The organism is Pseudomonas synxantha BG33R, from assembly GCF_000263715.2.
In the GTDB taxonomy this organism is placed as follows: domain Bacteria; phylum Pseudomonadota; class Gammaproteobacteria; order Pseudomonadales; family Pseudomonadaceae; genus Aquipseudomonas; species Aquipseudomonas synxantha_A.
The window spans coordinates 5,102,105-5,128,508 of sequence record NZ_CM001514.1 but is presented as its reverse complement, the minus strand read 5'-3'; the positions used below and the strand labels follow the sequence as shown (position 1 = coordinate 5,128,508).

Below are 26,404 nucleotides of genomic sequence, written 5' to 3'. Positions count from 1 at the left end.
TCGAGTCGTAAGCTACAAGCTGCAAGAAAGGGCTCCTTCGGAGCCCTTTTTTGTGCCTGACGGTTTGCCCCTTGACCTGCTTGCAGCTTGCAGCTTAAAACTTGCAGCTCACCCGAAGGGGGCTCCCATGATCACCAGCAAGCTGCCGAATGTCGGCACGACCATTTTCACCACCATGTCGCAACTCGCCGCTGAAACCGGCGCGCTCAACCTGTCCCAGGGTTTCCCGGATTTCAATGGCCCGCAAGGTTTACTCGATGCAGTGGGCAAGCATATCGCTCTGGGTCACAACCAGTACGCGCCCATGACCGGCTTGCCCGTGTTGCGTCAGCAGGTGGCCGCCAAGATTGCTCGCAGTTATGGCGCCACAGTCAATGCCGACAGCGAGGTGACCATCACCCCTGGCGCCACTGAGGCGATCTTCTGCGCGATCCAGGCGGTGATTCGCAGTGGCGATGAAGTCATCGTGTTCGACCCCAGCTACGACAGCTATGAGCCCTCGGTGGAGCTGGCCGGTGGTCGTTGCGTGCATGTGCAACTGAGCCTGGACGGTTTTGCCCTCGACTTCGAGCAGATCAAGGCGGCGCTGTCGCCGCGCACCCGTATGATCATCATCAACTCGCCCCATAACCCGACTGGTGCGCTGATCAGCCGCGCCGAGCTGGACCAGTTGGCCGAACTGATCCGCGACCGTGATATCTACCTGGTCAGCGATGAGGTCTACGAACACCTGGTGTTCGACGGTGTGCCCCACGCCAGCATATTGGCCCATCAGGAGCTGTATCAGCGCGCCTTCGTGGTCAGCTCCTTCGGCAAGACCTATCACGTGACCGGGTGGAAAACCGGTTACGTGGTCGCGCCGCCGGCCCTGACTGCCGAACTGCGCAAGGTGCATCAATATGTCAACTTTTGCGGCGTGACCCCTTTGCAGTACGCTTTGGCTGACTTCATGGCCGAACACCCGGAGCATGTCGAAGAACTGCCGGCCTTTTACCAGGCCAAGCGCGACATGTTTTGCGACCTGCTGGCGCCGTCCCGCTTCAGTTTTACCCGGGTGAGCGGCACTTACTTCCAATTGGTGGATTACTCACAGATTCGCCCTGACCTGGATGACATTGCTATGTCCTTGTGGATGACCCGCGAACACGGCGTGGCGACCATACCGGTCTCGGTGTTCTACCAGCACCCACCCCAAGGCCAGCGCCTGGTGCGTCTGTGCTTTGCCAAACGCGAGGAGACGCTGCAACAAGCAGCCGAAAAGCTATGCGTGATCTGAGTGCACTGCCCAATCTGAACATCGCCCTGATCCAGACCAGCCTGGTGTGGCATGACCGTCAGGCTAACCTTGAGCATTTTGAGCTGCTGCTGGAGCAGGCCAATGGCGCCGACCTGATCATACTGCCGGAGATGTTCACCACCGGATTCTCCATGGAGTCAGCCACCCTCGCCGAGCCGGAAAAGGGCCCGACCCATCACTGGCTCCAGGCGCAGGCAACCAGATACAACGCGGTGATCACTGGCAGCGTGATTATCCAGGCCGCCGACGGTAGCCACCGCAACCGCCTGTTGTGGGCAAGGCCGGATGGCGAGGTGCTGCATTACGACAAGCGTCACCTGTTCCGCATGGCCGGTGAGCACGATCACTACACCCCCGGCGAACGCCAGGTGCAGTTTGAGTTGAAGGGCTGGCGCATTCGCCCACTGATTTGCTACGACCTGCGCTTCCCGGTATGGAGTCGCGATGCCCAGGACACCGACTTGCTGCTGTACACCGCCAATTGGCCCGGTGCACGTCGTCAGCATTGGAACCGCTTGTTGCCGGCGCGGGCGATTGAAAACCTGTGCTATGTGGCAGCCGTGAATCGGGTAGGCACGGATGGCAAAGGATTTGCGTATACCGGGGATAGCCAGGTACTGGATTTCCAGGGTGAAACCTTGCTGAGTGCAGGGGAGGCGGACGGGGTGTTCCAGGTGATTCTGGATGCGGCGGAGTTGGCTGCTTATCGCACCAGGTTTCCAGCGAACCTGGATGCCGATAGCTTTCAGTTTGTCTGATAAACCGCTATCGGGAGCAAGCCCCCTCCCACTTTGATTTGCGAATACATTCAAATGTGGGAGGGGGCTTGCTCCCGATGGGGCCATCAGCGCCACCATAACCCCAAAGTAAAAAAGGCCCCTGGATTCACACCCAGGGGCCTTTCACATTTCAGCAGCCGATTACGCCGCTTTGGCTTCCAACTGGCTCAACGAGCGGTTCAGCGCACTGAACAGCGCCTTGAAGCTGGCGGTGGTGATGTTTTCATCAATGCCCACACCATGCACCGGACGTTCGCCGTTCACGCGCAGTTCAATGTAGGCGGCCGCCTTGGCATTGGTGCCCGCACCGATGGCATGTTCGTTGTAGTCCATGATCTCCACGCCAATCGGCAGGCCGGCCACCAAGGCTTCCAGCGCACCGTTGCCTTTGCCTTTCCAGTGCAGGTTGGTTTCGCCCTGGCCCTTGCCGGAAACTTCCACCTCGACAAAGCTGTTGCCGTTCTCTTCCTGCAGGCGATGGCTGACCAGCGCGTACGGGGTGTTGGCTTGCAGGTATTCACGCTGCAGCAAGGCGTAGATCTGCGGCGCAGTCATCTCAAGGCCCACACGGTCGGTTTCGGCCTGAACCACCTGGCTGAATTCGATCTGCATGCGACGCGGCAAGCTGATGTCGTATTCCTGTTCCAGCAGGTAGGCGATGCCACCTTTGCCCGACTGGCTGTTCACACGAATCACCGCTTCGTAGCTGCGGCCAATGTCCGCTGGGTCGATCGGCAAGTACGGCACTTCCCACAGCGCATCGTCTTTCTGCTGGGAGAAGCCTTTGCGGATAGCGTCCTGGTGTGAGCCGGAAAACGCGGTGTGCACCAGGTCGCCCACATAAGGATGACGCGGGTGCACCTGGATCTGGTTGCACTCTTCAACGACTTTGCGCACACCGTCGATATCGGAGAAGTCCAGTTGCGGGTCCAGACCCTGGGTGTACATGTTCAGGGCCACGGTCACCAGGTCGACGTTGCCGGTACGCTCGCCGTTGCCGAACAGGCAGCCCTCGACGCGGTCGGCACCGGCCATCAGGCCCAGTTCGGTGGCGGCGACGCCGGTGCCGCGATCGTTATGGGTGTGCAGGCTGATGATCACACTGTCACGACGGTTGATATGGCGACCGAACCACTCGATCTGGTCGGCATAGATATTCGGTGTGGCGCATTCAACGGTGGCCGGCAGGTTGAGGATCATCTTGTGCTCGGGCGTCGGGTTCCACACCTCGATCACTGCGTCGCAGACTTCCTTGGCGAACTCCAACTCAGTGGCGCTGAACGTCTCCGGGGAGTATTCGAAGGTCCACTGGGTTTCAGGCTGTTGGGCGGCGTATTTGACGAACAGCTTGGCCGCGTTGACGGCGATAGCCTTGATGCCATCCTTGTCCTGGTTGAACACGATGCGGCGGAACGACGGCGACGTGGCGTTGTACAAGTGCACGATGGCTTTTTTGGCTCCGCGCAGGGATTCGAAGGTGCGTGCGATCAAGTCTTCACGGCCCTGGGTCAGCACCTGGATGGTGGTGTCCTCGGGGATGTGGTTGTCTTCGATCAGGGTGCGCACGAAGTCGAAGTCGGTTTGCGAGGCGGCCGGGAACGAGGCTTCGATTTCCTTCACGCCGACGGCGACCAGGGTCTTCCAGAAACGCAGTTTTTTCGCGGCGTCCATAGGCTCGATCAGCGACTGGTTGCCATCACGCAGGTCGGAGCTGCACCAGATCGGCGCGGTGGTGATGGTCTTCGACGGCCAGGTGCGGTCCGGGATGTCGATGGTCGGGAACGCGCGGTACTTCGAAGATGGGTCTTTGAGCATGCTCATCGGGAAATCCTTTGTTGTAGGGGCCGAGAAAAGGCGGCCTGCCGTAGAACTGTTATTGGGGATAAAACTTGAGGACGAGGCAGATCGATTCAGCCTGGCAGTCGTGCGCTGACGAGGCACAGGCTGCGGTGCTGGCGGAGCTGAATGAGGGTGTGAGAGGTTTTCATGCAGTCAACCCTAACCGCGAGATGGGAGGATGGCAAGCAGTGGGATAAAATTGAGAGAAGTTCTATTTTATTGCTTTTTTTTGAGTTTTTATTGCGGTGTTATTCTTTTTTTGTTGTTTTAGTGCTTCTTAGTGTGCTTCCTGCGCAATGGGTAGCCATGCGGCGGTAAGGCCGCATGGTGTTCCTCTCATGGGACGGTCAGACGGTCAGGTTGTCGATGTTGTAGTCAATGTGAATGTCTCCGCGTGGTTCAGGGATGTTGGTGCCGTGCATGAGCTTCAATGGTGGGGGGGGAGTATGAGGAGGCTGACTGGCGAGGCTTGAGCTGCCTTTTAGGCTAGGTGATACGGATACGCCGAGCCCTCCTGTCAACTCTGCAAGACCTGGAACACCGTCATAATTATTCATATGCGCATTTCCTACTACCGCCACATATTTTTCTCCAGCTGGGAGTTCTTCCATGATACGGGCTGCGAAGTAGTTGAACTCGCGTAGGCGCTCAACTGCCCATGTTGGATTAGCTTGCCAGGCTGCAAGGTTATCCATATGCCACGTTAATTGTGGGTGCTCGAGCCCTATGACCTTTATTCCGTGCTTCTGTGCTTCGGCGATGACGTCTTCCATAGTTGGACCGCCACTGAATTCGGGGCGATAGATACGTGGCCCCAGATAATCCGTATGAGACGCCAGTAGGGTCGCGTCTTCTACGCCTGGATAACTGCGCAGAAAAATCGCGTTCTCAAGGTAAACGGTGGTTACACCGCTATTTGCAAAGTTTTGCATCTGGTCGATCAGCAGTTGAAACGTCACAGGTTCGTCATGCAGTTCGCCAAGTACTAAGCCACGTATACCGGGTTGAGACAGGGCGTTTTGTAGGGCCGCCTCAGGTGTTCTATTGGTTGTTATCACCGTCTCGATTGTGCGTGTAGGCGTCGCATTTGTTAGGCGATTGTTGTAAAAGTTTCGCGTATTACGTCTGAACCATCGCCGTATTTGGGTAATGGTCGTTGCGTTCGCGGTAGAAATGTCTTCGGTAGCTGTACCGGAGAGCACTCGGTCCACATACTCAGTTCTGTTCCTTCTGCCACCACTTCCGCCCCTGCCGCCTGGTAATTCACTCAACCGCCATTCCCCGTTTCCAGCCGATTGCAGGGACGCCACGATTCTACTGCCGCGTGGCGCCGTCAGCGGGGCATTGGGGTTGACGATACTGACCTGCCCGTTGCGCGCATGAAACACCGAATCGATCTGATAAACCCTGTTCGTACCGGTACTGTCGGTGTAACGCACATACCAATGGTCGCCCACGTTATAAGTGCCGTCTGCCCTCAGGCGTTGCCCGCTGATGACTTCGTTCGGCACGGTGTAGGCGCTCAGGTCGCGGTTGGGCAGAGCGGTGGTGGTCGAGGGGCGGGTGGCAATGGTGGTGACGCCGCTGCTGGTGGAGGCCACCGCAGGGGGAGGGCTGGTGGGAGCCGGCAGCGCTCTGGGACCCGAACGTGTGGCGATCGGGCCGGCTTGGACGGTGGATCTGAATACCGGCCGCATCGGTGCGGCGCGAAGATTGGTGATGCCTGTGGCAGCCAGGCTGAAATCACTGTAGATCGTCCGTGCCAAGCCAGGCTTTTTGATCAAGTGCGGCAAGATTCTGCTATTGACGCGCAGCGCAGTCACACCGGCTTTGCCCAGACGAACACCTGTGGACACACCTTTGCCGACCACAGGTATCAGGTCCGCGAAGATCAAGGCCACCTCAATGCCGAACTCGATTTTGTTGAGGGTGGATTGCTTTGCCACTTCAGCACTGCTTACGGACTGGTGATCCGCGCGGTCGATCATCATTTGTACGTGTTGTTTGTACAGGTGATCCTGAACATTGCCTTCGATTGGTTTGAAGCTGGTTGCACCCCCCATTAACTTGAACGATGAAATAATCAATTCGGAAGAGATCAGGTTCAAGGGGTTGTAGGCACTGCTTTTAATGGCGTCCTTGAATTGCGCGATATCATCTTTACTGACTGGCGATTTTCTTTTTGTGATATAGGACGCCCACTCGCCTTTGGTCAGAAGGGCATCCAGGGCTTTATGGTCTGCCACTTCGCGAAATGTGATGCCGTCGGGAGCCTTGGGCGTATACAGCACCAACGATGAGTCTGTCTGATTGCCGATCACCATCACGCCCTGCACAACCAGCCCACGGTGGACAAGGCTGTTGGCCACAATGTTGTTTCCATCGACCTGGGGGCGTGTGGCGGGGTCGGGGTGGTCCAATACCATATCAACCCACTGCGCCGCGCGCTTGGTGGTGGTGTTTTCGTGGTTTTGTTCCTTGTAGGCGTCGGGATTGAGTTCTGATAAAAACGCCTCTTTGAACATGGCGCCTTCCAGGCTGGCTTTCCAGGCCGTACGCAATTGCGCGGCGCTGCCAACCTCGGTATCAGTCGCCATCTCTTGTTTAAGCAGCTTGGTGTATTCGCCGCCGACATCGGCGGCATTGACCAGCTTTTTAAGGCTCTCGGTGTCCAGAATCACCTGTTTGCCAGCCAAGTCCCGGACGGGCTCGCCTTGTGTATCCAGCAGCGCCAAGGTCATTTTCACATCGGTAAAAGTGCCTCTCTCGATGGCTGGAAAACCACTGGGATTGCTCAACGCCAAGTCGGTTAGAGAGACGGGGTCATTTTTGGAATAGAGGGGCTGGCCAGTACCCCGTCCGCCGTGGACGCCAGTGCGGGTGTGTACCTGCACCTTTAATTGATCAGCATCGACTATCGCCCCCGGGTATTGCTTGTTGAGGGCCGCATTCAGTCTGTCGCGGGAGAAGGCTCCCAGGGACGGGATTTTTTCGAGCAGCGGCGCCAGCGTATTCAGGCTTTTCTCTTGCACCTGTTCCAAATGTGAAAACACGGCTTCCTGAACGGGGGGCAGATTCTTCAGCCACTCGGGTTGGTTTTTGTCGGCCAGTTTGGCGTCCCTGGCCAGCATGGCATTGCTGCCATCGAGCAGATAAGACCAGTCCGCAGCATTGTCTATGGCTTGGACCGATGCGCTGTCGAGTAATGAGTTGGCGCCGTTACCTGAGGTTAGTGCTTTGCTCATGCCTGCGTTGATTTCTGCCTGCTGGCGCCTGAGCATCCAAGGTACGGCTTCTGCCAACACATCACCGGAAGATGGCGAGACACTGTGCATCAGGTCATCGCCGGAAAAACCGTCAGGTCTGTTTTGCAGGAACGGTGGCAGGGTTTGCAACAATAGTTCGGCGTGGGTGCCGCCTTGATCCAACCGGTCGGCCAGTGCCTGGCGTGCCTGGGCCGGTGTGGCAAACTCTTCGAATCCTTCGCCGGGTGTGTACAGCACGACCGGACCATTGGTGTCGTTGAGCTCAAGCGTGCGCCCATTCGGCCAGGTAGGTGACGTGGCATGTGAACCGTCGCTTTTGGTGATGAGGAACGCGCCCGCCAGCATCGCGCCGCGTTCGGTTTTGTCATCGACCGTGATGGGGTACACGCCCAGGCGAGCACCATTGGCGAATTTTTTTTCCCGGGCTTCCAGGGTGGGGTATCGCAGCGCGTCGTCGATCAGCGCTTTGCTGTCTGTGCTCAGGGTTTGATCGCTGACGCGTAGGGCGGCCAGGCTCGACAATTGGCGTTTGTGCAGGGTCAGCAGTTGATTGAGCGGCGACTCGTGCTTGCTCGGGTCTTCATGAACCGGGCTGGGGGTGTTCCAGTACTGCTCAATCGCCTGCGGGTACTGCATGGCGATGCTGCGCGCGATGGTTTGCAATGTGCTTGCGGTGGTGGCGGGAAATTCCAGATCGTCCGGGCTTTTGCGATGATTGAATTGGATGTGTATGTCGCGTTCAGGCGGCATCTGTTTAGTGGGGTCAGCCAGGATGGCTTGAATCATCCTGGCCAGGGCGGTCATCAGAGGTTCGGACGACTCCAGTGAGACCTCATTGCCGTTAATGCGATAACGACTGACGCTCATCGTTTCCGCGTCCAGAGGTCTGACGTCCGGGAACGCTTGTTCGAGTTGCGCCTGTATGAACGCTTTGAAGCTCGGCTGTTGGTTGTGCAGGCGTTGCATATCTTCCGTCAAGAGGCCGTGTTCAACGGTGTAGGCTAACTGCTTGCTGGGTTTGAAGTGTTTCTCCAACCTGGGGTAACGCAGTTGGGCGCTGGTTATGCCGGGAGATGTGGGGACGGGAGGCGTTTCGGGAGCGTAGGTTGGTGCGGGAGTAAGCTCTTGTGTCGTACTGGAAGGCGTGGGAGGAGACGGGGAGTCGGTGACTGCAGAAGTGCTCAGGGTTTGTCGTTGGAGTTGTGCTGCCAAAGCTTGGGTAAGAGAGAACATAGAATGAATCTCACAGGTTTCGAATTGCCACTGGTCAGGTCATGCTCATTACGCTCCGTGTAAGTTATGGGATAAGTGAATATTGGATGTCGGATGGTTCCTGGCGGAATTGTAAGAGGTGCGCAACAACCTGCTTCGAAGTCCCCTCGCTTGAGGGACAGGTGGTAACGCCAGGCAAGTGTGTTCGGCGTAGCGCGCTGCTACAGCCAGCGCGCCGTCATCAGGTGGATCAAGGCTTTTTAAGGTAAGGGTCAACGTTCTGGTGGACTTGGTAGTCTCCCACCGTTGCATTGGCAGCGAACCGCTCTTCAGGCGCCGGACGCGGGCCGGTATGCTTGACGGCGATACTGCTGGCGCCGGGCGTTGCGTCGTATACACCCACGCTGACGGCCCCGGTTTGTTCAGCGATGCCGGGCACGCCCTGGGTGGTGTTCATATGTCTTCTACCCACCACCGCAATCCACTTTTCCCCTGGCGGGGTTTGCTGAATAACTTTGCTGGCGAAGTAGTTGAACTCTCGCAATCGATCAGTGGTATGCCGAAGGTTAGCAACGTCATCGTCATAGGGGCGAGTTGAGTGCATCGTCAGATGTTCATGTTCGATACCTACGATTTTGATGCCGTGTTGCTGCGCGGCGACCAGCACATCCTCGCGCGTAGGGACTTCGGGTTTATAGATACGATTGCCGGGCTGCGGGGGTATGCGTGAAATTTCATCGGCTGTGTAACCGGTGAAGCCATTCCATTCAGCGCCTTCCAGATAAAGGGTTGTGACGCCTTCATCTGCATAGGCCTGCATGTTCTTTATCAGCATGACGTTGGTAGCAATCTGATTGTGTTGCTCTCCAAATACAATGCCGTTTGAAGTGCTTAGCAGCTCACGTGCCAGTTCGCCCGGTGATGTGTTTGGCGTTATAGCAGGCATGTTCGGACGAGGTGTAGGCGCTAAGGCCTGATTGATATAGCTTTCATTCGCCCCTTCTCTGAACCAGCGCGTCACAAAGCGTCTGTTAATGCCTGAAGCGGTTAAATCAGGTTGTCCTGAGAGCAAATAGTCGGTGTAATTCACCGGCCATTCATGCATCTGCCTGCGTTCTCTACCGCGCCTGCCGCCAGGCAGTTGATTGATGCGCCATTCCCCGTTGCCTGCCGATTGCAGGGAGGCCACTTTCCTACTGCTTCTAGACGCCGTCGCCGGAGCATTAGGATTAATGATATTGACCTGTCCACTGCGAGCGTGGAATGCCGAGTCGATCTGATAAACCCTATTCGTACCGGTACTGTCGGTAAAACGCACGTACCAGTTATCTCCCACGTTGTAAGTGCCGTCGGGCCTCAAGGGGCGGCCGCTGATGACCTCATTGGGCACGTTGTATGCGCTCAAGTCGCGGTTTGGAATGGCAGCGTTGGTCGAGGGGCGCGTTGCGACGGTGGTTGCGCCACTGCTGGTGGAGGCACTCGCTGATGATGGGGCACGCAATGCCTCCGACGACGTGCTGGGCTCTTGACGTGGCACAGGCGCGCGCGCCGTTGTCGACGATTTGAAGACGGGGCGTAGTGGCGAGGCACGCACACCCTTGATACCTGCTGTAGTCAGTACGAAATCAACATAGATCGTCTGCGCCAGGCCGGGTTTGCTTATGAGCTTGGGCAAAAGTTTGCTGTTGGCGCGCAAAGCGACCAAGGCGGCCTTAGTCAGATGAGCACCGGTTCTTGCGGCCTTGCCGATACCTGGCAAAAAATCCAGAAATAGCATGCCCACTTCGACGCCAAATGTGGCTTTATTGATGAACGATTGCCTGGCCACTTCCGCACTGCTGACTGATTGATGGTCTGCCTTGTCTACTATCATCTGAACATTTTGCTGATACAGATGATCCTGAACATTACCCTTTATGGGTTTGAGTTCCGAGCCGCCGAACATGACCTTTATCTCTTTGACGGCCATATCCAAGACTTTGTCGGGCGACAGGACGGTGAACGGATTGTTGGGGATATCCCTGATAGTCTCGTCGCGTTTGGCCAAATCGTCTTTATTGATCGGTGATTTTCTGTCCGCGATGTAGGCTTTCCACTCGTTTTTTTTCAACAAGGCGTCCATTGCTTTTTGGTCCGCTACCTCGCGAAACGCGATGCCGTCGGGCGCTTTGGGTGTGTACAGCACCAATGATGAATCGACCTTGTTGCCAATCACCAAGATTCCATGAATTGGTTGTCCATAGTCGAGCAGGGCATTGGCGATAATCTTCTGGCCATCGACTTTGGGGCGGTCGGCGGGGTTGGGGTGGTCCAGGATTGCCGTAACCCATTGCGCTGCGCGTTTGCTGCTCTTGTCTTCGGTGGCCTGCTCTGTATAGGCCGTGGGGTTGAGTTGCGCAAGAAACGCATCTTTCTCCATGGCGTCACTCAGGTTGGATTTCCATGCCTCGCGTAGATCCGAAGGGGCATCAGGTGCCAGTTCTTTTTTAAGCAGCTTGTCGTATTGGCCTCCCACATCCGCAGTGTTGATCAGGGCTTGAAGCTGTTCATCATTGAGTATGATCGGCTTGCCATTGCTATCGGGAATCGGACTGCCCTTTGTGTCAACCAGCGGCAGGGTCAGTGTGAGGGTGGTTTTTTTCTGGACACTTCTTGGAAGAAAACCGGTGGGGTTTTTCAGTGCCAGATCAGTCAGTGAAAGATGTTTTTGTTCTGACGAGCTGGTGATGCGGTTACCCAATATTGACATGGCCAGGTCGGCAATCACTAAGCCGGACGAATTGTCCTGGGTTGTGGTTTCGTCTATCTGCACCTTTAATTGATCGGCATCAATCTGCGCAGTCGGATACAGCTTCTTGATCGCCTCGTTCATCCTGTCGCGGGAGAAGTCTGACAGGGAGGGGATTTTTTGAAGCCTTGGTAGTAACGCGTCAGTGCTTTTTTTCTCCGACTGTTCCAGGTTCAGAAAGATGGTTTCTTGAGCCGGGGTCAGGTTTTTCAGCCACTCTGGTTGTTGTTTTTCAATCAGCTTGGCGTGGTAGGCCAAGAGTGCATTGCCGCTATCAAGCTGGTACGACCAGTCGGCGGCGTCATCAATGGCTTGGGTTGACGCCGGATCGGTCAGTGGGTTACCTGGCGTAGCGGCCGTCAGTGTCTCGGAGAGCCGCTTATTGATTTCTTCTTGCTGGCGCTTGAGCATCCACGGAATGCCCTCTGCCAGAACATCTGCGGTCAAAGGCTCAACGCGCAGTGTCAGGTCATCTCCCGAAGGCTGCTCTGCTCGGTTTTGCAGCGCCAGCGGCAGCGTTTGCAGCAACAGTTCGGCGTCCACCCCACCTTGATCAAGGCGCTTGGCCAATGCCGCGCGGGCTTGGGCGGGTGTGGCGAATTCCTCGAACCCTTCGCCGGGGGTATACAGAACCACCGCACCATGGCTGTCGTCGAGCCACAAGGAGCGACCGTCAGGCCATGTGGGCTCAGTCGCGAAGGAACCGTCGGTCTGGGTTATGAGGAAGGTACCCGCCAACAGTGCCCCACGTTCACTGCCGTCATCCACGGTGAGTGGGTACACCCCAGGGCGGGCGCCGTCAGCAAAGGCATTTTCCCGTTCAGCCAAGGTGGGGTATTGCAGCGCTGTGTCGATCAGTTGCTTGCTTGCCGGGCTCAAGGTGCCATCGTTCGCGCGCGCTGCGGCCAGGGTTGCCAGTTGCTGTTTGTGCAAGGCCAATAGCTCATTCTGTGGCGTGGTTCGTACCTGCGGGTTTTGCGAGCTTTGGCGGGGTGTGGTCCAGAATTTCTGCTGCGCTTTCGCGTATTGGATGATGCGCTGGGCAATCGTGTGCAATGAGTGTGCTGAGTTGACCTGGGTGGGCGGCACCCCGGCGCTGCCTTGCGTGAAAAAGCCCGCGTGTACGTTGTTGCCTTCACCTGCTTTTTTCCCAGGATTACGCAACTGTTCCTGGATTTCTTTATTTAGTGCATCGAGAAGGGGGTCTGCGGACAGCGTTTTTATACTGCCGTCGTTTTGCTTGCGCCAATGCTTGACGGTGAGGTCTGCGGTATTGAGGTGGGGTTGGTCGGGAAACAGTGTGGTCAGTTGTTGCTGCAGGAAGGTCTTGAAGTTCGGTTGCTCTTTGTAGAGCTGCTGTATCGAACGGGTAGCTTCGTTGTGTTGCTCTATGAGGCTGATATTGCGTGAAGGGGGGACTGTGGCAGTTGGCGTACTTGGTGAGTCGGGTAAAGGCAGATCGTCTGGTGCGTACGTCGAAGGCGTTGCGTGGGGGCCGGTCTGGCTTTTTTTTTGCGGGGGGGGCGTTTCGGCGGGTGGGGCAAAGGATTGATGTTGATCCAAAGCGCGTTGGACTGTAGAGCTGGCTGGCGCAAACATAGAAACAACCTCATCACATAATCGAAATGTTGTCGTTACGGTCCTTGTAAGTCGCCAGTTAAGTGAAGGGGAGCGGTGTGTTGGTTCCGGCTGCAAATGTAGCGATATGTCCGGGGCCAGGGCATTGGGCAGCGCTCAGGGCTGAAAAGCGCCGATAAAGATCGCCGGATCGACACGCGCATCGTTCAGGCTGATATTCCAATGCATATGCGGCCCGGTCGCCCGTCCGGTCGAGCCGACCTTGCCCACTACTGCGCCGCGCACCAGTTGCTGGCCCACCTTCACGTCGATCTTCGACATATGGCAGAACATGCTGATAAAGCCCTGGCCATGGTCGACGAACACCGTGTTGCCATTGAAGAAGTAATTGCCAACCAGAATCACCTTGCCGTTCGCGGGCGTCTTGATCGGCGTACCGGCTGGCACGGCGAAGTCGAGGCCCGAATGCGGGTTGCGCTCTTCACCGTTGAAGAAGCGCCGCACCCCGAACTTGCTCGACAACGGGCCGTTCACCGGTTTGTCCAGTACCAGGTTGCTCGGCAGGGTGGGGCTGAAACTGCGGTAAGCCTTGAGCTGTACCGCCAACTCGCCTTCGATGCGCTTGAGCTGGGCCGGGTCAGGGTTGACCTGGCTTTTATTCTTCAGCGTGATGCGCTGTTCCGGGTACTTCTTGTAACCGACGATAAACGGCAAGTTGCGCCCGCCGCTGCTGATGCGCTCGTTTCCAGGCCTGACCGTCAACGGGATACCGACGATGGCTAGCCAGTTGTCCTGTTCTTTGACCACCAGCACCGGTTTGCCTTGGTAAGTGGCTTTGGGCGCCGTGGCGGCCGGTCCCAGTTCGACCACGGCCACACCACCGGGCACCGGTTTGTTCAAGGTGCGGGTGATATAGCTGTCCGCATAGGTATTCATGGACAGGCACAGCAGCAACAAACTCAGTAGACGTGGCATCAATCAATCCAGTAGCGAAAGGGTGACGGGGGTCAGGTGATTGTCTTCCACCCGCACTTGCAGTTGACCTTCACCCAGGCGCGCGGTCAGACGCTGGCCGGTGTGGGTTTGTGCGGCATTGCGAATCGCCTGGCCGCGTTCATCCAGCAGGATGCTGTAGCCACGGCCCAGGGTCGCCAGCGGGCTGACTACCTGCAACGTCTGCACCTGGCTTTGCAGTTGCAGGCGTCGGGCCTTGAGACCTTCGCGCATGGCTCGGGGCAGGCGTTCGGCGAGGCTGTCCAGGCGCTGGCGCAGCAGCGCCAATTGGCGGCCCGGATGCTGGCCGGCGAGGCGGGTTTCCAGGCGAATCAAGCGCTCGCGACGAGTATTGAGGCTGCGCTCGAAGGCGCGGCGCATACGCATGTCCAGGTCATCCAGACGTTGTGCCTGCTGGCGCAAGCGCTCGCCCGGGTGACGCAGGCGCCGGGCCATGCCTTCCAGGCGCAGGCGGCTGTGGCTCAGGCGGTTGCGCATCAGCATCACCAGGCGCCGATGCAGGTTGTCTACCTGGCGCACTAGATGGCTGGCGTCCGGTGCCAGCAGCTCGGCGGCGGCGGAGGGCGTCGGAGCGCGCACGTCCGCCACGAAGTCGCTGATCGACACATCGGTTTCATGCCCGACGGCACTGACGATGGGCGTGACGCAGGCGTCCACTGCGCGGGCCACGGCTTCTTCGTTGAAGCACCAGAGGTCTTCCAGTGAGCCGCCGCCACGGGCCAGGATCAGCGCGTCGAAGCCGCGGGCATCGGCGAGTTTAAGCGCCCGCACGATCTGCGGGATCGCCTCGCGGCCCTGCACAGCGGTCGGGATCAGTGTCAGTTCAATGTTCGGCGCCCGGCGGCGGAACACACTGATGATGTCGCGAATCACCGCGCCGGTCGGCGAACTGATGATGCCGATACGCCGCGGGTGCGCGGGCAGCGGCACCTTGCGCTCGGCGCTGAACAGGCCTTCGGCGCTGAGCTTTTCCTTCAAGGCATCGAAGGCCAGGCGCAGCGCGCCATCGCCGGCAGGTTCCACGGTGTCGAGGATCAGTTGATAGTCGCCACGCCCCTCGAACAACGAGACCTTGCCACGCACTTTGACCGCCAGGCCGTCCTTCAACGCCTGGCGTACGCGTGCAGCGTTGTTGCGAAACAGCGCGCAACGCACCTGGGCCCCGCTGTCCTTGAGGGTGAAATACACATGGCCGGAAGCCGGGCGGGCGAGGTTGGAGATCTCGCCTTCCACCCAGATATTGGTGAACACGTCTTCCAGCAACACCCGCGCGCGGCCGTTGAGCTGGCTGACTGTCAGGACTTCGCGGTCCAGGCCCAGTCGGGCAAAAGGATCTTTAATCATGGCGGCAGTTTATAGGCATTCGTGCAGGGTTTGACAGAACTGCTCCACCAGCGGGTTCGGCACTTGCGCGCAGGCCAGCGCCACGGTGCTGTGGCAGTCCGGGTCGGCCAGGGGTAAAAAGTGCAGGTTGGCGGGGGCGATGTCCTGCATGGATTCTGGTAACAAGGCAATGCCGAAACCGGCCTGGATCAATTGCAACTGCGTGGTCTTGCGCGACATCACCCGCGCGGCCCTGGGGAAAAATCCTGCACGCATGCACAATTCGGCCGACAGATAACTCAGCCCGCCGCGTTGGGGATGGGGGATCGAGATAAACGCCTGGTCCCTTAGCTGCGCCAACTCCACCGGCGCGTCGCTGCGTGCCAACGGATGATTCGGCGGCACCGCCAGCACCAACGGCTCCGTGTACAACGGCAGCACACGCACGCCGTCGCGCTGGCGTAGTACGGGCAAGCGCAGCAGGCCAACGTCCAGGCGACCCTCGGCGATGTCCTCCAACTGGGCTTCGGAGGAGAGCTTGGCGATATCCACCGATACTCCAGGGCAGCGCTCTAGCCAGGTGCTGATGCCGTGCAATAACGCGCCGCTCATCGGCACTGTGCTCGAGTGACTCAGGCGCAGCGTGCCAAGCTGGCCATTGCCTACTAGGGTCGCCACTTCGCTGGCCTTGAGCAACTCACTCAGCAAATTGCGCGCCCGTGGGTAGAACGCTTCACCGGCCGCTGTGAGCCGCGGTTGGCGTGCGGTGCGTTCGAACAATGGGGTTTGCAGTTGATTTTCCAGTTCCTTGATCTGCCGGCTCAAGGCCGACTGCGCCACAAACAGGCGTTCGGCCGCGGCACTGAAGCTGCCGCTCTCGGCGATTTCGACGAAGTAACGCAGTTGTCGCGTGGAGATCACGAGTCATGCCTTTTTGAGATGAGTGGCTAGCTTTGAAGATATTAGTCGCAACAGTCGACAATGGCTAAAGTGAAGGCCATGTCCAACAAGGAATAACCCATGAGCCTGGTTGAGTTGATGAGTCAGTGGTCGTTCGGGGCTGTGGATTGGCTGGTGATCGGCCTGGGTGTGGTGCTGGCCTATGTGGTGTTTGGCATTGCCGGGTTCGGGACGGCCTTGGTCGCCGGGCCGATCCTGATTGTGTTTATGCCGCTGTCGAAGATCATCCCGTTGCTGGTGCTTCTCGACTTTGTCGCGGCGTTTGGCGGCCTGCTGCAAACGCGGCGCGATGTGAACAAACCAGAACTGTTGCGGTTGCTGCCCTGCATGGCCGTCGGCTGCAGCCTGGGCGTGGTGTTTTTGCTCAACCTGCATTCGGACCTGTTGCTGCTGTTGATGGGCCTGTTTATCAGCGCCTACGCGATTTACAGCCTGGCGGTGAAGGCACGGCCGACTGAGCTGGCAGCGGGCTGGTCGATTCCAATGGGCACTGTTGGGGGGCTGTTTGGTGCGCTATTCGGCAGTGGCGGCTTTTTATATGCGATTTACCTGAACAGCCGTTTGCCCAAGGACGCGGCGCGGGCTACGCAAAGCGCGCTGATCAGTTGCAGCACGGTCGTGCGTTTGAGTCTGTTCCTGATTGCCGGCGTGTATGCAGATTTGCCGTTATTGATGTTGGCGGTTTGCCTGTTGCCGGCGATGGCCCTGGGGCTGTGGTGTGGACGCAGGCTGACGATGCGGCTGTCCCGTGAGGCGTTCGTGCGGTTGGTGACCTGGTTGGTATTGGCCAGTGGTATTGCGTTGATCGGGCGGTATGTGAGTACTTGACCTGATTTTTTCAGGGATTAAGCTGCCGTCCTCCCGGGCGTCATCGCGGGCAAGCCCGGCTCCCACATTGGAATGCGATCAACTGTGGGAGCCGGGCTTGCCCGCGATGGAGCCAATAGCCACACCGCAGGACTCCCATGAACTCCCAAAGCATCCTTGTACCGAAAATCTCCACCTTGCCCGTCCACGAACCCCGCGCCCGGGCGATCGTGCGTTGGCTGGTGCGCAAGAACATCATCAAGGAAGAACTCACTACCTGCGGGCGCACCGGCAACCGCATGGGCTACGCCCTGGCCGATGGTGCCCGCGCCGTGGTGCTGCACCCTGAAGCGCTGCCGTTCAACGAGCCGGTCAATGGCCTGGAAATCATCTACAAGCGTTGCATCTACACGCCGGCCAAGGGGTTCCTTGAAGAAGCCGGCTGCCCGGAATGCCTGAAGGAAGTTGGCGAGGCGCTGTTCGAAAGCCTGGAAGACTGGATGCCTGGTCACACCGACAACTTCACCTGCCCGCTGTGTGGGCATGAAGATGACATCAACGGCTTTCTGTTCCTGCAGGAATGCGGGTTTTCCAACCTGGGGTTCATCTTCAACAACTGGGCGGAGGCGGGGTTCAAGCAGAGCTTTATCGACGAATTTGCCGATTGGTTGGACCAGAAAATGAGCTGGGTCAAAGTCGAGCTTTAATCCTTCTATCAGTATTACCAAGTTTGTCAGAGTTTTACATTGAGCCGGGCAGGGTGCATGTATATAATGGCGCGCTTCCATTTTCCCGCTCGGGAGCCCCCGCGATGCTGCGTATCAGCCAAGAAGCTCTGACATTCGACGACATTCTCCTAGTGCCCGGTTATTCCGAGGTGCTTCCTAACGAAGTCAGTCTCAAGACCCGCCTAACCCGTGGCATCGAGCTGAATATTCCCCTGGTTTCCGCTGCCATGGACACCGTCACCGAAGCCCGTCTGGCCATTGCCATGGCTCAGGAAGGCGGCATCGGCATCATCCACAAGAACATGACCATCGAGCAGCAAGCTGCCGAAGTGCGCAAGGTCAAGCGTTACGAAGCCGGTGTGGTGAAAGATCCAATCACCATCGAAGCCGACACCACCGTGCGTGACCTGTTCGAACTCACTCGCATGCACAACATCTCCGGCGTCCCGGTGCTGCATGATGGCGACCTGGTCGGCATCGTCACTTCCCGTGACGTGCGTTTCGAGAACCGCCTTGAAGTCACCGTCCGTGAAGTGATGACGCCTAAAGAGCGCCTCGTTACTGTCAAGGAAGGCGCCGACAAGAACGATGTGCGCGAACTGCTGCACAAGCACCGCATCGAGCGCGTGCTGATCGTCGATGACAAATTCGCCCTCAAGGGCATGATGACCGTCAACGACATCGAAAAAGCCAAGGCTTACCCGCTGGCCAGCAAGGATGACCAGGGTCGTCTGCGTGTTGGCGCGGCAGTCGGCACCGGTAAAGACACGGGCGACCGCGTTTCGGCGCTGGTTGCTGCCGGTGTTGACGTGGTGGTGGTCGACACCGCCCACGGCCACTCCAAAGGCGTGATCGACCGCGTGCGCTGGGTCAAGCAGAACTTCCCTGACGTGCAAGTGATCGGCGGCAACATCGCCACCGGCGCTGCCGCCAAGGCTCTGGCCGAAGCTGGCGCTGACGCCGTCAAGGTCGGTATCGGCCCTGGCTCGATCTGCACCACGCGTATCGTCGCCGGTGTGGGCGTGCCGCAGATCAGCGCTATCGCCAACGTCGCTGCTGCCCTTGAAGGCACTGGCGTACCGTTGATCGCCGACGGCGGCATCCGTTTCTCCGGTGACCTGTCCAAGGCCATCGTCGCCGGTGCTTCCTGCGTGATGATGGGCTCGATGTTCGCCGGTACCGAAGAAGCGCCTGGCGAGATTGAACTGTTCCAGGGCCGTTCGTACAAGGCTTACCGTGGCATGGGTTCGCTGGGCGCCATGTCCCAGGCGCAAGGTTCTTCCGATCGTTACTTCCAGGACTCCTCGGCAGGCGCCGAGAAGCTCGTACCGGAAGGTATCGAAGGCCGTGTGCCGTACAAAGGCACCCTGAGCGCGATCATCCATCAACTGATGGGCGGCCTGCGTTCCTCGATGGGCTACACCGGCAGCGCCGACATCGAAGAAATGCGCACCAAGCCTGAGTTTGTGCGGATCACCGGCGCAGGCATGGCTGAATCCCATGTCCACGACGTGCAGATCACCAAGGAAGCGCCAAACTACCGTGTAGGTTGAGCCTTCCAGCAAAATGTTAAGTAACCGGGGCTGTTCTTTCAGCCCCGAGTTGTTTCTGATTCATTAGACGAGACTGACTTCATGGCCCTCGACATTCACGCCCATCGCATCCTGATCCTCGATTTCGGTTCCCAGTACACCCAGCTGATCGCCCGCCGCGTGCGTGAAATCGGCGTGTACTGCGAACTGCACCCGTTCGACATGGACGACGCAGCGATCCGCGAATTCGCCCCTAAAGGCGTCATCCTCGCCGGTGGCCCCGAGTCCGTGCACGAAGCCAACAGCCCGCGTTGCCCGCAAGCGGTATTCGACCTGGGCGTACCGGTGTTCGGTATCTGCTACGGCATGCAAACCATGGCCGAGCAACTGGGCGGCAAGGTGGAAGGCTCCGAGCTGCGTGAATTCGGTTATGCCCGTGTGGACGTGGTCGGCAAGAGCCGCCTGCTGGACGGCATCGAAGACCACATCGACGCGGACGGCCTGTTCGGCCTCGACGTCTGGATGAGCCACGGTGACAAGGTCACCAAGATGCCGGAAGACTTCCACATCCTGGCCAGCACCCCAAGCTGCCCGATCGCCGGCATGTTCAGCGACGAGCGTCGTTACTACGGCGTGCAGTTCCACCCGGAAGTGACCCACACCAAGCAAGGCGGGCGCATCCTGTCGCGCTTCATCCTCGACATATGCGAGTGTGAAGCCCTGTGGACCCCGTCGAAAATCGCTGAAGACGCCATCGCCCAGGTGCGCGCCCAGGTCGGTACCGACAACGTGTTGCTCGGCCTGTCCGGCGGCGTGGACTCCTCGGTAGTTGCTGCCTTGCTGCACAAGGCCATCGGCGACCAGCTGACCTGCGTATTTGTCGACAACGGCCTGCTGCGCCTGCACGAAGGCGAGCAAGTGATGGCCATGTTCGCCGAGAACATGGGCGTCAAGGTGATCCGCGCCAACGCCGAGGAGCAGTTCCTCAACAACCTGGCCGGCGAGTCCGACCCGGAGAAGAAGCGCAAGATCATCGGTCGTACCTTCATCGACGTCTTCGATGCCCAGTCCAACAAACTGGACAACATCAAGTACCTCGCCCAGGGCACCATCTACCCAGACGTGATCGAGTCGGCCGGCGCCAAGAGCGGCAAGGCTCACGTGATCAAGTCCCACCACAACGTGGGTGGCCTGCCTGAGGAAATGAACCTCAAGCTGGTAGAACCGCTGCGCGAACTGTTCAAGGACGAAGTCCGTCGTCTGGGCCTGGAACTGGGCCTGCCGTACGACATGGTCTACCGCCACCCATTCCCAGGCCCGGGCCTGGGCGTGCGTATCCTCGGTGAAGTGAAAAAGGAATACGCCGACCTGCTGCGTCGCGCCGACCACATCTTCATTGAAGAACTGCGCAAGGCCGACTGGTACCACAAGGTCAGCCAGGCGTTCGTGGTGTTCCAGCCGGTGAAATCGGTGGGTGTTGTTGGCGATGGCCGTCGTTACGCATGGGTTGTTGCGCTGCGTGCCGTAGAGACGATCGACTTCATGACCGCGCGTTGGGCACACCTGCCGTACGAACTGCTGGAAACTGTCAGCGGGCGGATCATCAATGAAATCGAAGGCATTTCGCGCGTGACGTATGACGTGTCGAGCAAGCCGCCGGCGACGATTGAGTGGGAATGATCCTGCAATAGCAGGTGAGTGCTGAATGACAAAACCCCGGCCACGTGCCGGGGTTTTGCTTTCTGTGTCGCCCGTTGAGCCCGGTGCATGGGGAGCTGCTATTGAGTGGCGCGGGCGCTTTTCAAACCGTCAGACCCAAGCCTGTGTAGATTTCACCGCCGCGCAATATCCGAAAAGTAAAACTTATCCAACGTATGCCGCGACTCGGTGTACTCGAACTGCCTTCCATCCTGCAAAAACGTCTGGTTACTCACCACGATCACATGGCTCTGCCCATCGAGATCCAGGTGCGCCTGGTCGTCCTTGCTGCGCGGCAGGGCTTCGATGGTGCGCTGTGCATAGCTGATCTGCAGCTCCAGCGTTTGCTCGATAAACGCGTAGATCGACTGCTCGGCAATCGAGCGGTCCAGGCCGGGGATCAGGTCGGCAACGAAGTGGTTGATGTCCAGGATCACGCGCTTGCCACCGATGCGTCGTACGCGTTTGACGCGGGTGATCAGCGTGCCGGGCTCGGCTTCGATGTGTTGCAGCAACGAACCTTCCAGCGGGATCTGGGTGAACTCGACGACGTCAGTGCGTACGTCATCGCCCAGGTCGGCGTGGGTCTCGTGGAAGCTGACGATGCCGCCCAACTGGAACTCGATCGGGTTGGGCGACAACACAAAGGTGCCCTTGCCATGGATTTTTTGCGCAAAGCCACGCTCCTGCAACTGCTCGATGGCGCGTCGCACGGTGCCACGGCTGGCCTGGTAGGCGTCCATCAGTTCGGTTTCGGAGGGCAGGCGCGTACCGCGTTGCAGGCGTTCGGTGGTGATGCTGGCAAGCAGATCCGTATAGATCTGGTTGTATTTGCTCATGAGATGGCTCTGTGCCTGGCTTGCATTCAAGGCAGGAACCTTAGTGGCAGAGGTGGGTTTTGTCCATTGGATAGCCGTGCAGGCGAGGGAAAAATCTGACAGCAAGCTCCCACATATAAACAAAAGTGTAACTCGTACAGACGAGTTGTTGATTTAACTCGTACAGACGAGTACTTTTCCTTCCTCGGCGTGCTGCCAATGACTGCCACCCATAAAAACAATCACAGTGGAAAACGAGCATGAGCCACGACTATTCGTCTACTGCCCGCGAGATTCTCGAGCACCTCGGGGGCCGCGATAACCTTGAGCAAGCTGCCCATTGCGTGACCCGCCTGCGCCTGGCGCTCAAGGACCCAAGCCTGGTCAACGGCAATGCGTTGAACCAGGTCGATCTGGTCAAGGGCTCGTTCTTTACCGGCGGCCTGTTCCAGGTGGTGATCGGCCCCGGCGAAGTGGAGAAGGTCTATGCCGCCCTGCGCGAGCTGACCGGCCTGGCCGCCTCAACCATTGCCGACGTGAAGAAAGCCGGCGGCGACAAGACCAACCCCATGCAGCGTCTGGTGCGGGTGTTTTCCGATGTGTTCATGCCGATCCTGCCCGCGCTGATCATCGCCGGCCTGTTGATGGGCGTGAACAACCTGATGGGCGCCAAGGGCATGTTCATCGAAGGCAAGACGCTACTGGAGGCCTACCCGAACCTGGATGGCCTGTGGAGCCTGATCAACCTGATGGCCAACACCTCGTTTGTGTTCCTTCCGGCGTTGGTGGGCTGGTCGGCAGCCAAGCGTTTTGGCGGCAGTGAAATCCTCGGCATTGTGCTGGGCCTGATGCTGGTGCACCCCGACCTGCTCAACGCCTGGAACTACGGCAAGGCGGTCGCCGGCCTCGACGGCCAGAGCCTGCCGTACTTCGATATCTTCGGCTGGTTCCAGATCGAGAAGGTGGGTTACCAGGGGCAGATCCTGCCGATCCTGATGGCCGCCTTCGTCATGAGCGTGATCGAGAAGTGGCTAAGGGCGCGGGTACCGAATGCCATTCAATTGCTGGTCGTGCCGATCACCACCATCGTTGTTACCGGCGTGCTGGCCCTGGCGATCATCGGCCCGGTCACCCGCCACCTCGGCATCCTGATTACCGAAGGCCTGGTCACCCTGTTTGAGATTGCACCCATGATTGGCGGGGCGATTTTCGGCCTGCTGTATGCGCCATTGGTGATCACCGGTATGCACCACATGTTCCTGGCCGTCGACCTGCAGCTTATTTCGACCCAGGGCGGCACCTTTATCTGGCCAATGATCGTCATGTCCAACCTGGCCCAAGGCAGCGCCGCATTGGGCGTGTTCTACATGACCCGCAATGCGCGGGACAAAAGCATGGCGTCCACCTCGGCAATTTCGGCCTATTTCGGTATCACCGAGCCGACGATGTTCGGGGTGAACCTGCGCTTCAAGTTCCCGTTCTACGCCGCTCTGCTGGGCTCGGCGCTGGGCAGTATTTTCCTGTCGCTGAACAAGGTGACGGCTTCGGCCATCGGCGTCGGTGGCTTGCCCGGGTTTATCTCGATCGTGCCGAGTGCGATTCCGATGTTTGTGATCGGCATGATCGTGGCGATGGTCGTGCCGTTTGCGCTGACTTGCCTGTTGAGCATGAAGATCATTCGGCCTGGTTACCGGGTCGCCTGATCAATCGCCATCGGGGGCCAGCCAGCTCCCACAGGTTGAACGCATTTCAACTGTGGGAGCTGGCTTGCCTGCGATGAGGCCAGACGGGCCAGCACCCAACTCTACTGAAGGAACCCACCATGCAAACCTGGCAACACTCGGTGATCTACCAGATCTACCCCAAAAGCTTCCACAGCCACGCGGGTAACGCTACCGGTGACCTGCTGGGCATCGTCGACAAGCTCGACTACTTGCACTGGCTGGGCGTGGATTGCCTGTGGGTCACCCCGTTTTTGCGCTCGCCCCAGCGCGACAACGGCTACGACATCAGCGACTACTATGCCATCGACCCCAGCTACGGGACCATGGCCGACTGTGACCTGCTGATCAGCGAAGCGGCCAAGCGCGGCATCAGGCTGATGCTCGATATCGTGGTCAACCACACCTCCATCGAGCACGAGTGGTTCCAGCAGGCACGCAGCAGCCTCGACAACCCTTACCGCGACTTCTACATCTGGCGCGACCAGCCGAACAACTGGGAGTCCAAGTTCGGCGGCTCGGCCTGGGAATACGAAGCGCAGACTGGCCAGTACTACCTGCACCTGTTCGACCACACCCAGGCCGACCTCAATTGGGACAACCCCAAGGTGCGCGCCGAAGTGTTCAAGATGATGCGCTTCTGGCGTGACAAAGGCGTGGGTGGGTTCCGCCTGGACGTGATCAACCTGATCTCCAAGCCCGCCGATTTCCCCGAAGACACCAGCGACGGCCGCCGCTTCTACACCGACGGCCCGCATGTGCACGAGTACCTGCAGCAAATGCACCGCGAAGTCTTCGACGGCCATGACCTGATCAACGTGGGCGAGATGTCGTCCACCCGCCTGGAACACTGCATTCGCTACTCGAATCCGGCCTCGAAAGAGCTGTCGATGACCTTCAACTTCCATCACCTGAAAGTCGATTACCCCAACCTGCAAAAGTGGGTAAAGGCCGATTTCGATTTCCTGCAACTCAAGCAGATTCTCTCTGATTGGCAGAAAGGCATGCAGGCCGGTGGCGGTTGGAACGCGCTGTTCTGGTGTAACCACGACCAGCCGCGGGTGGTTTCGCGATTTGGTGATGACGGCGAACATCGTGTGGTCTCGGCCAAGATGCTTGCCACCGCGCTGCACTTCCTCCAGGGCACACCCTACGTGTACCAGGGCGAAGAACTGGGGATGACCAACCCGGGCTTTGACAGGATCGAACAATACCGCGATGTAGAAACCCTGAATATCTTCCGACTCAAGCGCGATGCGGGAGAGTCCGAAGCATCGAGCATGGCGGCGATCATGCAGAAGTCCCGCGACAACGGGCGTACGCCGATGCAGTGGAACAACCAGGCCAATGCCGGTTTCAGTCGTGGCGAGCCCTGGATTGGCATCCCGGACAACGCAGCGCGCATCAATGTCGAAGGTCAGCTGGATGACCCGGACTCGGTGCTGCATCACTACCGAGCATTGATCGCCCTGCGGCGCCGCGAACCTCTGATCCAGCAAGGCGTTTATCGCCCGCTGCTGCAAGACCATTCCAAGGTTTGGGCCTACCTGCGTGAAGGCCAGGGCGAGCGCCTGCTGGTGCTCAACAACTTCTACGGCACGCCGTGCGAAATCCAACTGCCCGATCAGGTGATCAACGCGGCGTGCGAACAACGTCTGCTGATCAGTAACTACCCCGACTGCCCGGTGCGTACGAGCACGGTGGTGTTGCGCCCTTACGAATCGTTTGTGCTGCACCTCAAGGGCTGAGCCGCCCTACGGGCAATCGCATCACGCAAGACAGTAAGAAAAAACAATAAAAATAAAAGGAGCGCTTCATGAAAACAAAAATAAAGCTGGGTCTTATCGCCTCTTGCCTCGCTGCGCCGTTTGGCGCCCAGGCTCTGGAATTCGCCGGTTACTTGCGCAGCGGCGCAGGCACATCGACGGGCAGTGGCAAGCAGCAATGCTTCCAACTGCCAGGGGCGCAAACCAAGTACCGCTTGGGCAACGAATGCGAGCAGTACGCTGAACTGGAGTTGCGCCAGGACCTGCTGACCCTCGATGACGGGTCGGTGTTCAGCGTCGATGCCATGGCTTCCCTCTACAACCAGTACGACCGCGCCCTGAAATTCCAGGGCGAAAACAATGGTTCGGCGCGTATGCCGCAGATGTACGCGCAATGGTCCAACCTGCCCAGCCTCAACGGCGGTTCGCTATGGGCCGGGCGGCGTTACTACAAGCGTAACGACATCCATATCTCCGACTTCTACTACTGGAACCAGAGCGCCACCGGAGGGGGAATCGAGGACGTGCTGATCGGCGGCTTGAAATACAGCTACGCGCTGTCACGCAAGGACAACCTGTACCAGAAGGAATACGCCACCCGTCACGATTTCAACGTTGCAGGTTTCAATACCAACCCTGGCGGCGAGCTGGAGCTTGGCTTGAGCTACATCGCCAAGGCTGGCGGGCGTGACGCCAACAGCGGATGGGCGCTGACCGCGCAGCATGTACAAGCTGCATTCCTGGGGGGCAAGAACAAGTTTGCCCTCCAGTACGGTGAAGGCCCAGGCACCGGCCTGGGCTATACCGGCAATACCGCGTTGGACAGGAGCAGCAAAAGCTACCGGGTAGTGGAGTTCTTCGACTGGCAGGTGACCCCGCGTTTCGGCGGGCAAGTTGAAGCGGTGTACCAGAAAGACGTGCGCCCAGGGCGCCAGGACCAGAATTGGATCTCCCTCGGCGTGCGCCCGGCGTATGCCATCAGCGAGCAATTCAAACTGGTCGCTGAGCTGGGTCACGATCAGGTTGACGCCACGGGGGGCACGCGCAAGTTGAGCAAATTCACGTTCGCTCCGACCTGGTCGCCCAAAGGTCCTGAATTCTGGGCTCGGCCGGAAGTGCGGTTGTATTACACCTATGCGTCCTGGAACCAGGCGGCCAAGCGTGCGGCCAATGAGCTGGCGGCGGGTTCGGCGTTATCCGATACCGGTGCCTATGGCACTGCGCGGCATGGCTCGAACATGGGTGTACAAGTCGAGTACTGGTGGAAGTAATTCGGTA

General features: G+C 58.6%; 16 protein-coding genes. 9 read left to right on the top strand and 7 right to left on the bottom strand.

All coding sequences use genetic code 11. From position 1 onward, the window contains the following. The first annotated feature begins 127 nt into the window (after nucleotides 1-127). Together PSEBG33_RS05215 and PSEBG33_RS05220 are read left to right on the top strand one after the other, a co-directional pair. Complete coding sequence (locus PSEBG33_RS05215) at nucleotides 128-1,276, top strand: pyridoxal phosphate-dependent aminotransferase (protein ID WP_005791166.1); 1,149 nt, start codon at nucleotides 128-130, stop codon at nucleotides 1,274-1,276. Continuing rightward, complete coding sequence (locus PSEBG33_RS05220; protein ID WP_005791165.1) at nucleotides 1,264-2,055, top strand: amidohydrolase; 792 nt, start codon at nucleotides 1,264-1,266, stop codon at nucleotides 2,053-2,055. The genes PSEBG33_RS05215 and PSEBG33_RS05220 overlap by 13 nt, the downstream gene beginning before the upstream one ends. Nucleotides 2,056-2,217: 162 nt before the next feature. Here PSEBG33_RS05220 and leuA read toward each other — a convergent pair whose 3' ends face one another. From leuA to PSEBG33_RS05250, 6 genes are all read right to left on the bottom strand, one after another. After that, nucleotides 2,218-3,897, bottom strand: a complete 1,680-nt coding sequence (gene leuA, locus PSEBG33_RS05225; protein WP_005791164.1) for a 2-isopropylmalate synthase — start codon at nucleotides 3,895-3,897, stop codon at nucleotides 2,218-2,220. A gap of 365 nt (nucleotides 3,898-4,262) precedes the next feature. Next, nucleotides 4,263-8,147 carry a membrane-targeted effector domain-containing toxin gene (locus PSEBG33_RS05230; protein ID WP_232289394.1) on the bottom strand — a complete coding sequence of 1,295 codons (3,885 nt, stop codon included), beginning with the start codon at nucleotides 8,145-8,147 and terminating at the stop codon, nucleotides 4,263-4,265. Nucleotides 8,148-8,643: 496 nt separating this feature from the next. Beyond that, the gene (locus PSEBG33_RS05235; RefSeq protein WP_005791162.1) at nucleotides 8,644-12,780 is read right to left on the bottom strand and encodes a membrane-targeted effector domain-containing toxin; all 4,137 of its coding nucleotides are present in this window, start codon (nucleotides 12,778-12,780) and stop codon (nucleotides 8,644-8,646) included. A 135-nt stretch (nucleotides 12,781-12,915) separates the two neighbouring features. Then, a complete protein-coding gene (locus PSEBG33_RS05240; RefSeq protein ID WP_005791161.1) occupies nucleotides 12,916-13,734 on the bottom strand; it encodes a M23 family metallopeptidase in 819 nt (272 codons plus the stop codon). Between the two features lie 3 nt (nucleotides 13,735-13,737). Then, on the bottom strand, nucleotides 13,738-15,117 hold the full coding sequence (xseA, locus tag PSEBG33_RS05245; RefSeq protein WP_005791160.1) for an exodeoxyribonuclease VII large subunit: 1,380 nt from the start codon (nucleotides 15,115-15,117) through the stop codon (nucleotides 13,738-13,740). A gap of 9 nt (nucleotides 15,118-15,126) precedes the next feature. Further along, a complete protein-coding gene (locus tag PSEBG33_RS05250; RefSeq protein WP_005791159.1) occupies nucleotides 15,127-16,017 on the bottom strand; it encodes a LysR family transcriptional regulator in 891 nt (296 codons plus the stop codon). A 99-nt stretch (nucleotides 16,018-16,116) separates the two neighbouring features. Here PSEBG33_RS05250 and PSEBG33_RS05255 point away from each other — a divergent pair, with 99 nt between their 5' ends. From PSEBG33_RS05255 to guaA, 4 genes are all read left to right on the top strand, one after another. Next, nucleotides 16,117-16,884: a sulfite exporter TauE/SafE family protein gene (locus PSEBG33_RS05255; protein WP_005791158.1), complete on the top strand. Its 768-nt coding sequence runs from the start codon at nucleotides 16,117-16,119 to the stop codon at nucleotides 16,882-16,884. Nucleotides 16,885-17,021: 137 nt separating this feature from the next. Then, nucleotides 17,022-17,570, top strand: a complete 549-nt coding sequence (locus PSEBG33_RS05260) for a hypothetical protein (RefSeq protein ID WP_005791157.1) — start codon at nucleotides 17,022-17,024, stop codon at nucleotides 17,568-17,570. 104 nt (nucleotides 17,571-17,674) lie between these two features. Continuing rightward, nucleotides 17,675-19,144 carry an IMP dehydrogenase gene (guaB, locus tag PSEBG33_RS05265; RefSeq protein WP_005791156.1) on the top strand — a complete coding sequence of 490 codons (1,470 nt, stop codon included), beginning with the start codon at nucleotides 17,675-17,677 and terminating at the stop codon, nucleotides 19,142-19,144. An 81-nt stretch (nucleotides 19,145-19,225) separates the two neighbouring features. Beyond that, entirely contained in the window at nucleotides 19,226-20,803 is a 1,578-nt protein-coding gene (gene guaA, locus PSEBG33_RS05270) for a glutamine-hydrolyzing GMP synthase (protein ID WP_005791155.1), read from the top strand. A gap of 152 nt (nucleotides 20,804-20,955) precedes the next feature. Here the strand turns inward: guaA and treR are convergent, their stop codons facing one another. Next, on the bottom strand, nucleotides 20,956-21,660 hold the full coding sequence (gene treR / locus PSEBG33_RS05275) for a trehalose operon repressor (protein WP_005791154.1): 705 nt from the start codon (nucleotides 21,658-21,660) through the stop codon (nucleotides 20,956-20,958). Nucleotides 21,661-21,899: 239 nt separating this feature from the next. Here treR and treP point away from each other — a divergent pair, with 239 nt between their 5' ends. From treP to PSEBG33_RS05290, 3 genes are all read left to right on the top strand, one after another. Beyond that, entirely contained in the window at nucleotides 21,900-23,342 is a 1,443-nt protein-coding gene (treP, locus tag PSEBG33_RS05280; protein WP_005791153.1) for a PTS system trehalose-specific EIIBC component, read from the top strand. A gap of 119 nt (nucleotides 23,343-23,461) precedes the next feature. Further along, nucleotides 23,462-25,108, top strand: a complete 1,647-nt coding sequence (gene treC, locus PSEBG33_RS05285; RefSeq protein WP_005791152.1) for an alpha,alpha-phosphotrehalase — start codon at nucleotides 23,462-23,464, stop codon at nucleotides 25,106-25,108. Nucleotides 25,109-25,176: 68 nt separating this feature from the next. Then, nucleotides 25,177-26,397, top strand: coding sequence for a maltoporin (locus tag PSEBG33_RS05290; protein WP_005791151.1), 1,221 nt, complete (start codon nucleotides 25,177-25,179; stop codon nucleotides 26,395-26,397). The last annotated feature ends 7 nt before the right edge of the window (nucleotides 26,398-26,404 follow it).

Bases quoted from the DNA above. Each gene is read 5' to 3' on its own strand.
- PSEBG33_RS05260 (WP_005791157.1), top strand. From the start codon at position 17,022: ATGAACTCCCAAAGCATCCTTGTACCGAAAATCTCCACCTTGCCCGTC.
- PSEBG33_RS05220 (WP_005791165.1), top strand. From the start codon at position 1,264: ATGCGTGATCTGAGTGCACTGCCCAATCTGAACATCGCCCTGATCCAG.
- treP (WP_005791153.1), top strand. From the start codon at position 21,900: ATGAGCCACGACTATTCGTCTACTGCCCGCGAGATTCTCGAGCACCTC.
- guaB (WP_005791156.1), top strand. From the start codon at position 17,675: ATGCTGCGTATCAGCCAAGAAGCTCTGACATTCGACGACATTCTCCTA.
- xseA (WP_005791160.1), bottom strand. From the start codon at position 15,117: ATGATTAAAGATCCTTTTGCCCGACTGGGCCTGGACCGCGAAGTCCTG.
- treC (WP_005791152.1), top strand. From the start codon at position 23,462: ATGCAAACCTGGCAACACTCGGTGATCTACCAGATCTACCCCAAAAGC.
- leuA (WP_005791164.1), bottom strand. From the start codon at position 3,897: ATGAGCATGCTCAAAGACCCATCTTCGAAGTACCGCGCGTTCCCGACC.
- PSEBG33_RS05235 (WP_005791162.1), bottom strand. From the start codon at position 12,780: ATGTTTGCGCCAGCCAGCTCTACAGTCCAACGCGCTTTGGATCAACAT.
- guaA (WP_005791155.1), top strand. From the start codon at position 19,226: ATGGCCCTCGACATTCACGCCCATCGCATCCTGATCCTCGATTTCGGT.
- treR (WP_005791154.1), bottom strand. From the start codon at position 21,660: ATGAGCAAATACAACCAGATCTATACGGATCTGCTTGCCAGCATCACC.
- PSEBG33_RS05240 (WP_005791161.1), bottom strand. From the start codon at position 13,734: ATGCCACGTCTACTGAGTTTGTTGCTGCTGTGCCTGTCCATGAATACC.
- PSEBG33_RS05215 (WP_005791166.1), top strand. From the start codon at position 128: ATGATCACCAGCAAGCTGCCGAATGTCGGCACGACCATTTTCACCACC.
- PSEBG33_RS05290 (WP_005791151.1), top strand. From the start codon at position 25,177: ATGAAAACAAAAATAAAGCTGGGTCTTATCGCCTCTTGCCTCGCTGCG.
- PSEBG33_RS05230 (WP_232289394.1), bottom strand. From the start codon at position 8,147: ATGCAACGCCTGCACAACCAACAGCCGAGCTTCAAAGCGTTCATACAG.
- PSEBG33_RS05255 (WP_005791158.1), top strand. From the start codon at position 16,117: ATGAGCCTGGTTGAGTTGATGAGTCAGTGGTCGTTCGGGGCTGTGGAT.